The following is a 13,150-nucleotide window of genomic DNA, read 5'->3' as shown; positions in this document are numbered from 1 at the left end:
GTCCCCGCGAACGGCAAGTCTCCATTGTTTCGCACCGGATGGGCAAGGTCTTGTGACACATGATCGAACTAGTTTACCTATTTGTGCCGTAGAGTTCGTATGCTAAGCCTCGAGTAGCGGATTGCCGCCAGGGTGAACAGCAGACCACCGGAGAGCCACACCGGATCCCAAAGCAGCAGGTGCCAGGGCAGTGCCGCCCGGCCAAGCCCGGCCGGGACCTCGACCAACCCCGCCACGATCAGCAGGTGTTGCGCCAGGTTCGCCACACCATACAGGGACAGCAGGGCGGCGGCGCCCCAGCCGGCGAGCAGCAGCATCCAGCGCGGCAGCCAGCGGGGACGCCCGTCGACGAGCGCCAGGGCGAGCGCCGCGGCGACCAGCTTGAGCACCGCGGTGGCCCACAGCAGGGCCACGAAACCGGGCTCCCGGGCCAGTGCCGGGCCTTCGACGGCCGGGCCGATGGTGCCGGTGCCGACCCGACCCCCGGCCGCCCAGTAGAAGCTGAGCGCGGCGAACAGCACGGACCAGACGCAGGCGCCGTACGCGGCCCAGGGATCAGCTCGTCCACCGGCCCGCCGCGCCGGATCGGCGGAACCGCCGCTGCGCTGGCCGTCGGTGCTGGCTGCGGTGCTCCGGGTCACCGGTCCTCCCGTGGTCGGGTTCGTCGATCGGCATCGTATCGGTGGACGTCGGTGCGGCCGCGTCCGCCTTCCGTGGCAAGGCTTTTCCGCAGCCCTCGAAGCGGCCTCCACGATGGCTCGACGTCGCGGCCGGGGGTTCGAGGCGCCGTCGAGGCCGCCGCGAGGCCGTCACAAGGCGACAGCTCGACGGTGAGAACCCGACCACGCTGCGGATGACGGGGCGGCGCGCGGCGCTCGCCGACGGACGCGGCCCAAGGACTCACGAAGGACTCCTGGGTGATGAACCGACGGGTTGTGGTAACCGGGCTCGGGCCGGTGTCGAGCATCGGCATCGGCGTCGACGCCTTCACGACAGCACTGCGCGCCGGGCGCAGCGGCATCACGCCGATCGCCAGCTTCGACACCACCGGCTTCCTGACCGACCGGGCCGGCGAGGTGCACGAGTTCGCGCCGGAGGCCATGCTGACCCGGCTCGACCCGGCGGACTGGGGCCGCAGCAGTCTCTTCGCCGCCGCCGCGGCCCGGCTCGCGCTCACCGACGCGGGGGCCACCGACCTCCCGGACCAGTCCGACCGGATCGGCGTCTGCATGGGTACGACCAGCGGCGAGTCCCAGGTGGTGGAGCGGCTCACCGAACACTGGTTGGCCCACGGCTACCCGGACACGCCGCAGCGGCTGGCCCGCCAGCTGCCCGCGGGACGCGTCGCCGAGGCGGTGAGCCGGGAACTGGGCCTCACCGGCGCGGCGCTGACCGTCTCGACCGCCTGCTCGGCGAGCAACTACGCCCTCGGCTACGCCCTCGACGTCATCGCCACCGGCGAACAGGACTACATGCTGGTCGGCGGGGCCGACTCGGTGTGCCGGTGGGCCCACGCCGGCTTCTACCGGTTGGGCGCGCTCGCCGCCGAGCGGTGCGCGCCGTTCGACCGTGACCGGGCCGGAGTGATCACCGCCGAGGGCGGCGTGGCGCTGTTCCTGGAAAGCCTGGACTCGGCCCGGGCCCGCGGCGCCCGGATCTACTGCGAGGTGCTCGGCTACGGGCTCACCTGCGACGCCAAGCACCCGACCGCGCCGGACGCGACGAGCGTGGCCCGCTGCATGCGGCTGGCCCACCAGGACGCCGGTGTCAAGCCCGACGAGGTCGACTTCATCTGCGCCCACGGCACCGCGACCCCGGCCAACGACGCCGCCGAGTACGAGGCGGTCCGCGACGTCTTCGGCGACCGGCTGCCGCCGATGAGCTCGGTGAAGTCGATGCTCGGCCACACGATGGGCGCGGCGAGCGGGTTCAGCGCCCTGGCCGGGGCGCTGGCCATCTCGTCCGGCTTTCTCGCGCCGACCATCAACCACGTGACCACCGACCCGGCGATGACCGGCCTGGACGTCGTACCCAACGAGTCGCGTCCCGAGCAGCCGCGCATCGTCCAGGTCAACGGTTTCGCCTTCGGCGGCAACAACGCCATCACGATTCTTGGACGGCTCGCATGACCGTGACCACCGATTCGCGTACCGAGGCTTTCGTGCTCGGCGTCTCCGGGTGGGGCGTGCTCTCCCCGTTCGGGTTGGGCGCCGACGAGTTCACCGCCGGGCTGCGTACCGGGCGGGACGGCACGGTCGACGCGACCGCGCTGACCGAGGAGCCGGTGCCGGACCCGCGGGCGTACGGCCTGGTCGGGTTCCGCGCCCGGGACCACCTGGGCCGCAAGGGCACCAGCTTCCTCGACCGGCGGACCGCGTTCGCGGTGCTGGCCTGCGGCCAGGCGCTGGCCGACAGCGACCTCGTGGTCGGCGACGACAACCGGGACCGGGTCGGCGTCGTGCTCGGCACCAGCGTCGGCAGCCTCCAGTCGACCAGTGACTACAGCCGGGACACGCTGGTGCAGGAGAAGCCCTACCTGGTCAACCCGATCCTGTTCCCCAACACCGTGCTCAACTGTGCGGCCGGCCAGGCGGCCATCTGGCACCAGTTGCGCGGGGTCAACACCACCCTCGCCGGCGGCGGGATGGCGACCCTGGCCGCGCTCCGCTACGCCACGACGGTGCTGCGGCGCGGCCGCGCGGAGGCGCTGCTGGTCGGCGCGGTGGACGAGTACACCCCGCAGCTGGCGTGGACCGAGCACGCCACCGCCGCGTCGCCGACCGCGGTCGGCGGCGAGGGCGGCGCGGTCTTCCTGGTCGAGGACGCGGCCGCCATGCGCGCCGCCGGCCGCGAGCCGGTCGCCGAGATCCTCGCGGTCGACCTCGGCCACACCGGAGGGCGGACGGACCTCGCCGCGGCGCTCGCCGACCGGGTACGCCGGGTGCTGGACCAGGCCGACGTCCACCCCCAGGACCTCGCCACCGTGGTCACCTCCGGGGCCGCCGCCGAGGAGCAGGCGCTCGACGAGGTGGTCGGCCCGGACGCCGACCGGGTGGCCATCACCGACCTTGCCGGCAACTGCCCGACCGCCGCCGGCGCGCTCCAGGTCGCCGCGGTGCTGGCCCACCAGCGGGGCGCGCCGGAGCACGACGGGTGCCTCTCGCTGATCGTCGCCAGCACCGCCGACGGCTCCGTCGGCGCTGCCGTCCTGAAGGGAACCGGGCGTGCGGCTCGCGATCACCGGTAGCGCGATGCGCACCAGCCTCGGCGACACCGCCGAGACGTACCAGGCGTTGCTGTCCGGGGAGTCCGGCCGGCAACCGCTGCGGTACGTCGCCCCGGACGGCGTCAACGTCCGCCACGGCTACCACGTCGACGCGGCCGGCCCGGAACGCCCGTACCGGGCCAGCGCCTGGCTGGCCGAGTGCGTGGCGGCGGCGGCCCGCGAGGCCGGCCTCGACTGCGCCCGGCAGCGCGTCGTCGTGCTGGTCGGCACCGGGCTGCGTGAGCTGCGGGCGGTGGAACGGTGGCGGGCCGACGGGCAGCCGGCGGACCTGGACGCGCTGCATTTCGGCGCCGCCGTGCGCGCCGCGTTGCCCGGCGTCGAGGACGTCTTCACGGTCTCCAACGCCTGCTCGGCCTCCTCGCACGCGCTCGCGCTCGCCGCCGACCTGCTGCAGCTCGACGAGGCGGACGCGGTGCTGGCCTGTGGCGCCGACGCGATGACCGAGAGCATGCTCGCCATGATCGGGCGGGTCGGGGACGAGTCCAGCGACGCGGTCCGGCCGTTCGACGCCGACCGCAAGGGGGTGCTGCTCGGCGACGGCGCGGTGGCCGTCGTGCTGCAGCGGGCCCCCGACGACGCCACGGTGCTGCTGCGCGGGGTGGGCATGTCGTGCGACGCGTACCACGAGACGGCGCCCGACCCGGCCGGCCTGCGCGCCGCGATGGACGACGCGTACCGGCGAGCCGGGCTGAGCCCGGCCGACGTCGGGCTGGTGCTGGCGCACGGCACCGGCACCGCGCTGAACGATCCGACCGAGGCCGGCGTGCTGGCCGGGCTGTTCGCCGACGCCCGCCCCGGACCGCTGGTCACCGGGATCAAGGGCGCGATCGGGCACACCTCCGGCAGCGCCGGGCTGATGAGCCTGCTGGTCGCCGTCGAGGCGCTGCGGCACGGCCAGGTGCCGCCGGTGGTCGGACTGCGGACCCCGATCCCCGAGGCGGCCCCGCTGCCCCTGGTGATCGGCGGGCCGGCCGGCATCGACGCCCGGGTGGCCCAGGTCAACGCGTTCGGATTCGGCGGCGTGAACGCCGTCTGCCTGGTGGAGGTGCGGCATGGACGGTGACCGGGTGGTGGTCGGGGCCGCGGCGGTACACGTGCCCGGGATCGCGCCGGAGCGGCTGATCGCCTCGGCCACCGAGCCCGACTGCGGCCCCGACGAGGCGCACACCCTGCTCGGCCGCAAGGGTCTGCTGTTCAAGGAGCCGGCGGTGCGGCTCGCCATGTGCGCCGTACACCGGGCCCTGGGCCTGCCGACCGGCCGGCCGACCGGGCCGGTGCCGGGCGCCGCCGGGACCGCCGTCGTGGTCAGCTCCAATCTCGGCAACGTCGCCACCGTCTGCGACATCGTCGACCAGGTACGCGCGGGCGGCCTGCGCGGGGTGAGCCCGATGCAGGCGCCGAACGCGTCGAGCAACATCATCGCCAGCAGCATCGCCATCCGGTACGGCTTCACCGGCCCCAACCTGATGGTCTGCTCCGGCGCGACCGGCGGGCTCGACGCGGTGCGGCTCGGTGCCCTGCTGGTGCGCAGCGGCCGAGCGGACCGTGCCGTCGTGGTGGGCGCCGAACCGGCCGACGAGATCGCGGCCGGGCTGCGCGCCGCCGGCGGGATCCCGCCGGGGCCGCCGCAGGGGATGGCCGCCTGCGTGGTGCTCGTCCCGGCCGAGCAGCCGGGCCCGGTCCGGTTGCACTCGGTACGCCGGCACCGGGCCCCGGAGCCGGTCCCGGCCGGCGGGCCGCGGACCATCCGGCTCGCCTGCGGCACCGGCGACGGCCCGGACCAGGACCTGGCCGCCCTGCTCGGCGGCGGATACGGTGCGGCCGGGGTGCTGCAGACCGCGCTCGCCACCCGGTGGCTGACCGACCCGGCCACCCGACCGGAAGGTGTCGAAGACGCGGTCGAGGCGGTGCTGACCTGCGGCTCGACCGGCGACGGATTCGCCACCGCACGGCTGTGCCGCGACGGGGACCGGACATGACCTGGCGGCTGCTCGCCGCGCCCGGCGCCGCCCCGGAGCACGGGCGGTCCCGGGTGGTGGCGGCCGTGCACGGCCTGGCCGACCACGGGAGCACCTGGCAGGACCTGGCCGTACGACTCGGCCCCGGCTACCGCTGCTACGCCGTCGACGCCCCGTGGAGCGGCGACCCCGGTCGGTCCCTGGTGGACTCGGCCGGTCCCGCCGAGTGGCTGCGACGGGCCCTGGCGGCCGTGCCCGAACCCGTCGACGTGCTCGTCGGCCACTCCTTCGGCGCCAACGCCGTACTGGACCACCTGGCCACCGGAGCGCCACCGGCGGTCTGCGCCGCCGTCCTGCTCGCGCCGCTGGTCCGCCCCGCCGACCGGGCCCCGCACCCGGTGCTGATCGCCCGCACCCGGGCGGCGATCCGGCAGGTGGTGGCCGACGGGCTGCGGGCCCGGCTCGGCCCCCGCGCCGCACACGTCGCCGACGACCTGCTCGCCGCGATGGTCGACAAGGCCCTGCAGCGGGTGCCCGACGGTGCCGCCGACCTGGTGCTCGACCGGCTGCTCGCCACGCCGCGGCCCGCGCTGGGGCAGGTCCGCACCCCGATCCTCGTCCTGGCCGGGCGGGACGACCAGCGGCTGGCCGGGGTGCGGGCCAACTCGCTCGCCGTGCTGCCGGCGGCGCAGGTGCACGTCCGCCCGCACTACGGCCACTTCTGTCACATCACGCAGGCGACCGAGGTGGCCGCCGAGTGTGCCGAGTTCCTCGACCGCGTCGTGCCGGCACTGTCGCCGGCCGGTCCGACCCTGGAGGTTTCCGCATGACCGTCCTGCTCGACGCCCACCCGACGACCTACCGCGGCCGGCCGCGGTACGAGGGTGCCAACATCGGCACCTGGGTCGGCTTCAAACAGTTCGTCTACCTGGCCGAGGACGCGGTGTTGCAGTACTACCGCGACCGCGGGACGGGTCCCGGCCAGCTGTTCCACGGGGCCGGGGTCCAGCTGTCCATCGTGGAGCACTCGGTGCGGCTGCCCGGCCCGGTCTTCGTCGACGACGAGGTGCACGCCGAGGCGACGCCCGTGCCGGGCGGCAACGACGCCGAGGACACCTTCGCCGTCACGCTGACCGTCGAGCGGCACGGACAGCCGGTGCCCGTGCTCAAGGGCAAGGTCCGGGTCGCGTTCGTCGCGCCGACCGGGGTCACCGGGGAGCTGCCCGCGGAGCTGGCCGGCCGGGTAGTGCCCGGCGTCGCCGCGCTGCGCCCACCGGCCGAGCCGCCCGCCGCCTTCCGACCCGGCTTCACATGGAGCGAGACCATCCCGTACCCGCACTGCCAGTTCTCCGACCGGATCCAGCACTCCGGTTACGTGCGCGACCTGGAGGAGGTGGTGCACCGGTACCTGGCCGAGCGGGGCATCTCGATCCGGCGGATGCTCACCGAACGCAACTGGATCCCCGCCGTGACGCGCTCCCAGGTGCGGCTGCTCGCCGACGCGCACCTCGAAGAGGAGCTGCACACCGTGTTCACCGTCGACGACATCGTCAAGGACGTCATGTTCAGCGGCCGGATGGACTGCTACGTGGTCCGCGACGGCCGGATCGTGCACACCGCCACCGGGTCGATCACCCACGGGTACGGGGTGGCCAGCGGCCCCGACGCCGGCCAGGTCGCCGTCATGGACCCGCAGACGCAGGCCGCGCTGCTGTGGAGCGCGCCGTGACCGGCCGGCCGAGGGTGTACTTCTCGTTCCAGAGCCCGTTCAGCTGGATGGCGTTGCGGCAGCTGGAAGAGCGCGTACCGGACTTCGCGGACCTGTTCGAGTACGTACCCTTCTGGGACCCCGACGACCGGACCCGGGCCGGCCTCGACGCGCACGGTGCGGACTTCCACTACACCGTGATGAGCAAGGCCAAGCACCTGTACATCCTGCACGACACCAAGCGGCTCGCCGCCGGCTTCGGCTACCGCCTGGTCTGGCCGGTGGACGTCGCGCCCTGGTGGGAGCCGTCCGCGCTGGGCTGGCTGCGCGCCCGCGAACTGGGTTGTGAACGGCGGTTCTACCAGGTAGTCACCGAGGCCCGCTGGGACCGGGGCGACAACATCAGCGACCCGGCGGTGCTGCGGGCCGCCTGCGACGCGGCGGGCCTGCCCGGTGCCGAGCTGATGGCCGCCGTCGACGACGACCGGATCCGCGAACTGGGCGTGGCAGCGCTGGTCAGCGCGCACCACGACGAGGTGTTCGGCATCCCGCTGTTCCTCGTCGACCGCCAGCGCTACTGGGGCGTGGACCGGATCGCCGACGTCGAGGCGGCGGTACTGGCGCTGCGCGGTGCCGGCCCGGCGGTCGAGTCGGCCGACCTGCTGGCGAGCCTCCCGGTGGCGGCGCTCGCCACGGTCGGCTCGTTCGACCACGACGAGCCCGGCGGCTGCGGCTGACCGGGCGAGGGGAGGAGATGACAGTGCGCACCTGGCAGGGATCCCGCATCGCCGGTCTCGGCTACTACCAACCGCCGCGGGTACTCACCAACGAGCAGCTCACCCAACTGGTCGACACCGACGACGCGTGGATCCGCAGCCGGGTCGGCATCCAGCAGCGGCACATCGCGGAGGACCAGTCGGTGGCCGACATGGCCTCCGCCGCCGCCGGCAAGGCGCTCGGCGCGGCCGGCATCATGCCCGCCGAGGTGGACCTGGTGGTCGTCGCCACCTGCACGTCCATCGACCGGGTGCCGAACGTGGCGAGCCGGGTGGCGGCGAGCCTGGAGATGGCCGGGCAGGCGGCGTACGACATCAACACCGCCTGCTCCGGCTTCTCGTACGCGCTGGCCACCGCCGACCACGCCATCCGCGCCGGCGCCGCCGGCACGGCCCTGGTGATCGGGGCGGAGCGGCTCACCGACTGGATCGACTGGCAGGACCGCAGCACCTGCATCCTGTTCGGGGACGGCGCCGGCGCGGCGGTGCTGGTCGGGGACGACGACTCGGGCGTCGGCCCGGTGGTGTGGGGCGGGTCCGCCCAGCGCGGGCCGGCGATCCGGATCGAGGGCCGGTCGGCGCGGATCGAGCAGGACGGCGCGACCGTGTTCCACTGGGCCACCACTGCGCTCGCGCCGATCGCGGAGGAGGCCTGCCTGCGGGCCGGCATCAAACCGGCGGAGCTGGCGGGATTCGTGCCGCACCAGGCGAACCTGCGCATCATCAACGCGATCGCCCGGGAGCTCGGGGCCGAGCAGGCCGTGATCGCCCGGGACATCGTGTCGTCCGGGAACACCTCGTCGGCGAGCACCCCGATCGCCCTGGCCAAGCTGGTGGAACGGCGGGAGGTGGCCAGTGGCGCGCCGGTGCTGCTGCTCGGGTTCGGTGGCGGGCTGACGTACGCCGGCCAGGTGATCCGCTGTCCCTGAGCCACCGCTGACCGCCCGGCGCCGCCCGGCGTCCGCCGCCCTCCGGGGCGTCGGGTGCCGGGCGGCGCCGGTTCGCGCCGCGTCCGGGGCCGAAGGGGGAAGCCCCGGACGGGCGGTCCGGGCCGGACTGGCAGCAAGGCGGGCCGCGTCAACCCCGCGGGTGTGTCCGGGGAGCCGTCGAGTGCCGGGACCGAGATCGTCGGCGCCTGGTCCGCGTCCACGCCCTGCCGCGGTGCGACCCGGGCCGGACTCCGGTCGGTTCCGGCCCGGACGGCCTCTCGTGGCGGCCGCCGGTGTCGCACGGGAACCAGGCTGCCCGGCCACCCTCGAGCCGGGATCGACCGTGGCTCGACGGCGGTGGCACGGCGGCGGACCCCGGCCCGGCCGCCCACTCTCTTCGGCCCGGCTGCCCGCGGTCTGACCGGCGGCTCGAGCCGGCTGCTAGCCGTCCCCGACCTCGATCCGAGCCCACCCCGAGCCGGGTGGCCGACCGTGAGCGGCGTTCCCATCCGCCCGCCGGTGCCTGACCTGAGCCGCCGGGCCTTCATCGAGCCGGACCGGGAGTAGCCGAGATGTTCCAGTGCGGAAGTGATCGCCATGAGCCGTGAGGCGCTGCTGGCGCGCCTGGCCATGGTCGGGCGGGCGATGCCCCGCACCCCGGTGGTGCAGCTGCGGCACGACCGGCTGGACCTGTTCGCCAAGCTGGAGTACGTCAATCCGAACGGCAGCTCCAAGGACCGCTCGGCGTACTGGATCCTGCAGCGGGCGGTCGAGCGCGGCGACATCACCGAGCGGACCACCATCGTGGAGTCCTCGTCGGGCAACTTCGCCATCTCGCTCGCCTCGTTCTGCCGCTGGATCGGGCTGACCTTCGTCCCGGTGATCGATCCGAACGTCAACGCCAGCACCGAGGCGTACCTGCGCCGGCTCTGCGACCGGGTCGAGAAGGTCACCGAGCCGGACGGGACGGGCGGGTACCTGTCCACCCGGCTGCGGCGGGTGGAGGAGCTGCGGGCGGAGCTGCCCTCGGTCTACTGGCCCAACCAGTACGCCAACCCGGACGCGATCGAGGCGCACGACCGGCTCACCGGGGCGGAACTCTGCGCCGACCTGCCGCACATCGACTACCTGTTCGTCGGGGTGAGCACCGGCGGCACCATCGGTGGGCTGTCCACCCGGCTCAAGCGGCTGCACCCGGACGCCTGGGTGGTCGGCGTCGACGCCGAGGGGTCCGTCATCTTCGGTGGCCCGCCGGCCAAGCGGCGCCTGCCCGGGCTCGGCTCCAGCATCGTCCCGCCGCTGGTGGGCAAGGCCAGCATTGACGACGTGGTGATCGTGCCCGAGGTGGACGCGGTACGCGGCTGCCACGAGCTGTTCGAGCGGCACGGGCTGTACACCGGCGGATCGACCGGCAGCGTCTACAGCGCGATCGAGCGGTACTTCGCCGATCACCGGGGACCCCGCCCGACCGTCGCCTTCCTGTGTGCCGACCGCGGCACCGGTTACGCCGACACCGTGTACGACCCGGACTGGGTCGACCGGTTCGTCGCCCAACGCGACCGCGGCCAGTCCGTGGCCCTGGTGTGAGAGGAACAGCATGACCGAGACGCACCGACCGACCGTCCGGCCGTTCACGGTGGTGACCGCGGCCGAGGTGGCCGCGGCCATCGAGGCGGACCGGGCGGCCTGCCTGGACGCGGTACGCCGCTGCTACCTCGCCCACGACGAGGCGACCAGCGAGCTGCCGCACAGCAGCTTCCTGCGCTTCCCGCAGCTGCCCCGGGACCGGATCATCGCGCTGCCCGCCTACCTCGGCGGCGAGTTCGAGGTGGCCGGCATCAAGTGGATCGCCAGCTTCCCCGGGAACACCGCGCACGGCATCCCCCGGGCGTCGGCGGTGCTGCTGCTCAACGACCTGGCCACCGGCTACCCGTACGCCTGCCTGGAGTCCTCGCTGATCTCGGCGACCCGGACCGCGGCGTCGGCGGTGCTCGGGGCGGAGGAACTGGTCGGCGGCCGGCGGGTCGGCAGCGTCGGCTTCATCGGTACCGGCCTGATCGCCGAGCACGTCCGCCGGTTCCTACGCGACCTGGACTGGGAGATCGGCGAATACCGGCTGTTCGACCTCGACCCGGCGGCAGCCGAGCGGTTCGCCGCCACCGTGCAGGCCGACGGGGTGGCCGCGGCCAAGGTGGTCCCCGAGGCCGCCGACGCCTTCGCCGCCGACCTCGTGGTGCTCGCCACCGTGGCCGGCGAGCCGCACCTGCACGACCCGGCGCTGCTCGCCCACCACCCGGTGGTGCTGCACCTGTCCCTGCGCGACCTGTCGCCGGAGATCGTGCTCGCCGCGCAGAACGTCACCGACGACGTCGACCACGCGGTCCGCGAACGGACCTCGCTGCACCTGGCCGAGCAGCGGGTCGGGCACCGCGACTTCGTCGCCGGCACCATCGCCGACGTGCTGCGCGGCCGGATCCGCCGGGACCCCGACCGGGCCGCGATCTTCGCGCCGTTCGGCCTCGGCGTGCTCGATCTGGCCGTCGGGGCGTGGGCCTTCGACCGGGTACGCGCCGCCGGCGGCGGCCGGGAGATCGCCGACTTCTTCCCGCTGGCGAACTGATCTAGGGGGTGGGCACGTGGACCTGACGATCGAGGCCGAAGGGCTACGCAAGACCTACGGCACGCACACCGCGCTGGCCGGGGTGGACCTCGCCGTGCCGGCGGGCACCGTGCTCGGCCTGCTCGGCCCGAACGGCGCCGGCAAGACCACCATGGTGCGGATCCTGTCGACGCTGCTCACGCCGGACGGGGGCACCGCCCGGATCTGCGGGCACGACGTGGTCCGGCAGCCGCGCGAGGTACGCCGGCGGGTCGGCCTCACCGGCCAGTACGCGGCCGTGGACGAGCTGCTGACCGGCCGGGAGAACCTGGTCCTGATCGGCGTGCTGCACCACCTCGGCCGGCGGGCGGCCCGCGCCCGGGCCGACGAACTGCTCGAAAGGTTCCAGCTCACCGATGCCGCCGGCCGGGCCACCCGGACCTACTCCGGCGGCATGCGGCGCCGGCTCGACCTGGCCGCGAGCCTGGTCGCCGACCCGCCGGTGCTGGTGCTCGACGAGCCCACCACCGGGCTGGACCTCACCAACCGCCGCACCCTGTGGACGATGGTCCGGGAGCAGGTGGCCCGCGGCACCACGGTGCTGCTCACCACGCAGTACCTGGAGGAAGCCGACCAGCTCGCCGACCGGATCCTGGTCCTCGACGGCGGGAGGGTGATCGCCGAGGGCACCCCCGACGAGCTGAAGCGCAAGGTCGGCGACGAGCAGCTGCAGATCCGGCTGCGGGACGGCGGGCAGCGCTCCGCCGCCGTCGCCGCCCTCGCCGCCGTCGCGGCGCACCAACCGGTGCCCGACGACGACGAGGCGAGCCTGCGGCTGCCGTTGACCGACGGGCTGGCCGGCATCGCGGCCGTGGCGGCGGCGCTGGACGCCGCCAGGATCGACGTCGAGTCGTTCGCCAGCTGCACGCCGACCCTGGACGACGTCTTCCTGTCCCTGACCGGGCGGAGCACCGCCGAGAAGCCGGAGGCAGCGGCATGACCACCCTCGCCGTCGAGACCTCGGCCCTGGTGGGCCGCCACCTGCGGCACCTGGCCCGGGTGCCGATGCGGCTGCTCGGCGTGACCGTGATGCCGGTCGCGTACGTGGTGATCTTCGGGTACCTCTTCGGCAGCGTCATCGAGGTGCAGGGCGGCGGCTACCGGGAGTTCCTGATGGCCGGCATCTTCGCCCAGATGATGCTCACCAACCTGCAGCACACCGCGCTCGGCGTGGTCGACGACCTGGGCAACGGCATCGACGACCGGTTCCGGTCGCTGCCGATCGCCGGGCTCGCCGTGCCGCTGGCCCGGACCATGGCCGACCTCACCCGGGTGGTGGTCGCCTGCGTCGCCATGGCCGTGGTGGGCTTCGCGATGGGCTGGCGCACGCACGCCGGCCCGGTGCAGGTGCTCGCCGGCTTCGGGCTGCTGCTGCTGCTCGGCTTCGCCGCCTCCTGGCTCGGGGTCCTCCTCGGGCTGCGGCTGCGCTCGGCCGAGGCGGTCAGCGCCGTGGCCTTCCTCGTCGTGATGCCGATGACGTTCCTGTCCAACGCGTTCATCCCGCTGCACGGGCTGCCGGGCTGGCTGCGCACGGTGTGCGAGTGGAACCCGCTGTCCGCCGTGGTCGCCGCCTGCCGGGACCTGTTCGGCAACCCGGGCTCGGCCGGCGACGCCCTGCCGATGCGGCACCCGGTCGCCGCCTCCCTGCTGCTGATCACCGCGCTGCTGGTGGTCAGCGCGGCCCTGGCCACCCACGCCTACCGGGCCGCCGCCCGGGGCCGCTGACCCCGCCGCCGACCGGCCGGTCCGCGCGTACGCCGACCGGCCGGGCGGCCAACCGCTCGCCACCCGACCGAGCAGCCAGCCACCCCGCGAACACACCACGTCCGTAGCT

Annotated in this window: 13 protein-coding genes; 12 read left to right on the top strand and 1 reads right to left on the bottom strand. The window is 74.3% G+C overall.

Annotated elements, in window-relative coordinates:
- Positions 1–77 precede the first annotated feature (77 nt).
- On the bottom strand, positions 78–641 hold the full coding sequence (locus ABZ783_RS22900; RefSeq protein ID WP_357441539.1) for a DUF3995 domain-containing protein: 564 nt from the start codon (positions 639–641) through the stop codon (positions 78–80).
- 279 nt (positions 642–920) lie between these two features.
- Here ABZ783_RS22900 and ABZ783_RS22895 point away from each other — a divergent pair, with 279 nt between their 5' ends.
- The 12 genes from ABZ783_RS22895 to ABZ783_RS22840 all read left to right on the top strand — a co-directional run bounded on the left by ABZ783_RS22895 (position 921) and on the right by ABZ783_RS22840 (position 13,041).
- Complete coding sequence (locus ABZ783_RS22895) at positions 921–2,129, top strand: beta-ketoacyl-[acyl-carrier-protein] synthase family protein (RefSeq protein ID WP_357441537.1); 1,209 nt, start codon at positions 921–923, stop codon at positions 2,127–2,129.
- Positions 2,126–3,247, top strand: coding sequence for a beta-ketoacyl synthase N-terminal-like domain-containing protein (locus ABZ783_RS22890; RefSeq protein WP_357441536.1), 1,122 nt, complete (start codon positions 2,126–2,128; stop codon positions 3,245–3,247). The genes ABZ783_RS22895 and ABZ783_RS22890 overlap by 4 nt, the downstream gene beginning before the upstream one ends.
- A 4-nt stretch (positions 3,248–3,251) precedes the next feature.
- Positions 3,252–4,349, top strand: a complete 1,098-nt coding sequence (locus tag ABZ783_RS22885; RefSeq protein WP_357441645.1) for a beta-ketoacyl synthase N-terminal-like domain-containing protein — start codon at positions 3,252–3,254, stop codon at positions 4,347–4,349.
- A complete protein-coding gene (locus ABZ783_RS22880) occupies positions 4,339–5,265 on the top strand; it encodes a beta-ketoacyl synthase N-terminal-like domain-containing protein (protein WP_357441534.1) in 927 nt (308 codons plus the stop codon). Before ABZ783_RS22885 ends, ABZ783_RS22880 begins: the two co-directional genes overlap by 11 nt.
- The gene (locus ABZ783_RS22875) at positions 5,262–6,074 is read left to right on the top strand and encodes an alpha/beta fold hydrolase (RefSeq protein ID WP_357441533.1); all 813 of its coding nucleotides are present in this window, start codon (positions 5,262–5,264) and stop codon (positions 6,072–6,074) included. The genes ABZ783_RS22880 and ABZ783_RS22875 overlap by 4 nt, the downstream gene beginning before the upstream one ends.
- Positions 6,071–6,973, top strand: coding sequence for a thioesterase (locus ABZ783_RS22870; protein ID WP_357441532.1), 903 nt, complete (start codon positions 6,071–6,073; stop codon positions 6,971–6,973). The genes ABZ783_RS22875 and ABZ783_RS22870 overlap by 4 nt, the downstream gene beginning before the upstream one ends.
- Complete coding sequence (locus ABZ783_RS22865; RefSeq protein ID WP_357441530.1) at positions 6,970–7,689, top strand: DsbA family protein; 720 nt, start codon at positions 6,970–6,972, stop codon at positions 7,687–7,689. The genes ABZ783_RS22870 and ABZ783_RS22865 overlap by 4 nt, the downstream gene beginning before the upstream one ends.
- A 23-nt stretch (positions 7,690–7,712) precedes the next feature.
- Positions 7,713–8,657: a beta-ketoacyl-ACP synthase 3 gene (locus ABZ783_RS22860; RefSeq protein WP_357441528.1), complete on the top strand. Its 945-nt coding sequence runs from the start codon at positions 7,713–7,715 to the stop codon at positions 8,655–8,657.
- Positions 8,658–9,254: 597 nt separating this feature from the next.
- Positions 9,255–10,244, top strand: a complete 990-nt coding sequence (gene sbnA / locus ABZ783_RS22855; protein WP_357441527.1) for a 2,3-diaminopropionate biosynthesis protein SbnA — start codon at positions 9,255–9,257, stop codon at positions 10,242–10,244.
- A gap of 10 nt (positions 10,245–10,254) precedes the next feature.
- Positions 10,255–11,277 carry a 2,3-diaminopropionate biosynthesis protein SbnB gene (gene sbnB / locus ABZ783_RS22850; protein ID WP_357441526.1) on the top strand — a complete coding sequence of 341 codons (1,023 nt, stop codon included), beginning with the start codon at positions 10,255–10,257 and terminating at the stop codon, positions 11,275–11,277.
- Positions 11,278–11,293: 16 nt separating this feature from the next.
- Positions 11,294–12,256 (top strand): ATP-binding cassette domain-containing protein, encoded by a 963-nt coding sequence (locus tag ABZ783_RS22845; RefSeq protein WP_357441525.1) that lies wholly within the window; start codon positions 11,294–11,296, stop codon positions 12,254–12,256.
- Positions 12,253–13,041: an ABC transporter permease gene (locus tag ABZ783_RS22840; protein ID WP_357441523.1), complete on the top strand. Its 789-nt coding sequence runs from the start codon at positions 12,253–12,255 to the stop codon at positions 13,039–13,041. The genes ABZ783_RS22845 and ABZ783_RS22840 overlap by 4 nt, the downstream gene beginning before the upstream one ends.
- Positions 13,042–13,150: the final 109 nt, after the last annotated feature.

It is taken from the genome of Micromonospora sp. NPDC047738, from assembly GCF_040642675.1.
Taxonomy (GTDB): domain Bacteria; phylum Actinomycetota; class Actinomycetes; order Mycobacteriales; family Micromonosporaceae; genus Micromonospora.
This window is presented reverse-complemented; position numbering and strand designations above follow the sequence as displayed.

Coding starts and splice junctions, on each gene's coding strand:
- ABZ783_RS22895 (WP_357441537.1), top strand. CDS start 921: ATGAACCGACGGGTTGTGGTAACCGGGCTCGGGCCGGTGTCGAGCATC.
- ABZ783_RS22890 (WP_357441536.1), top strand. CDS start 2,126: ATGACCGTGACCACCGATTCGCGTACCGAGGCTTTCGTGCTCGGCGTC.
- ABZ783_RS22885 (WP_357441645.1), top strand. CDS start 3,252: ATGCGCACCAGCCTCGGCGACACCGCCGAGACGTACCAGGCGTTGCTG.
- ABZ783_RS22880 (WP_357441534.1), top strand. CDS start 4,339: ATGGACGGTGACCGGGTGGTGGTCGGGGCCGCGGCGGTACACGTGCCC.
- ABZ783_RS22875 (WP_357441533.1), top strand. CDS start 5,262: ATGACCTGGCGGCTGCTCGCCGCGCCCGGCGCCGCCCCGGAGCACGGG.
- ABZ783_RS22870 (WP_357441532.1), top strand. CDS start 6,071: ATGACCGTCCTGCTCGACGCCCACCCGACGACCTACCGCGGCCGGCCG.
- sbnA (WP_357441527.1), top strand. CDS start 9,255: ATGAGCCGTGAGGCGCTGCTGGCGCGCCTGGCCATGGTCGGGCGGGCG.
- sbnB (WP_357441526.1), top strand. CDS start 10,255: ATGACCGAGACGCACCGACCGACCGTCCGGCCGTTCACGGTGGTGACC.
- ABZ783_RS22840 (WP_357441523.1), top strand. CDS start 12,253: ATGACCACCCTCGCCGTCGAGACCTCGGCCCTGGTGGGCCGCCACCTG.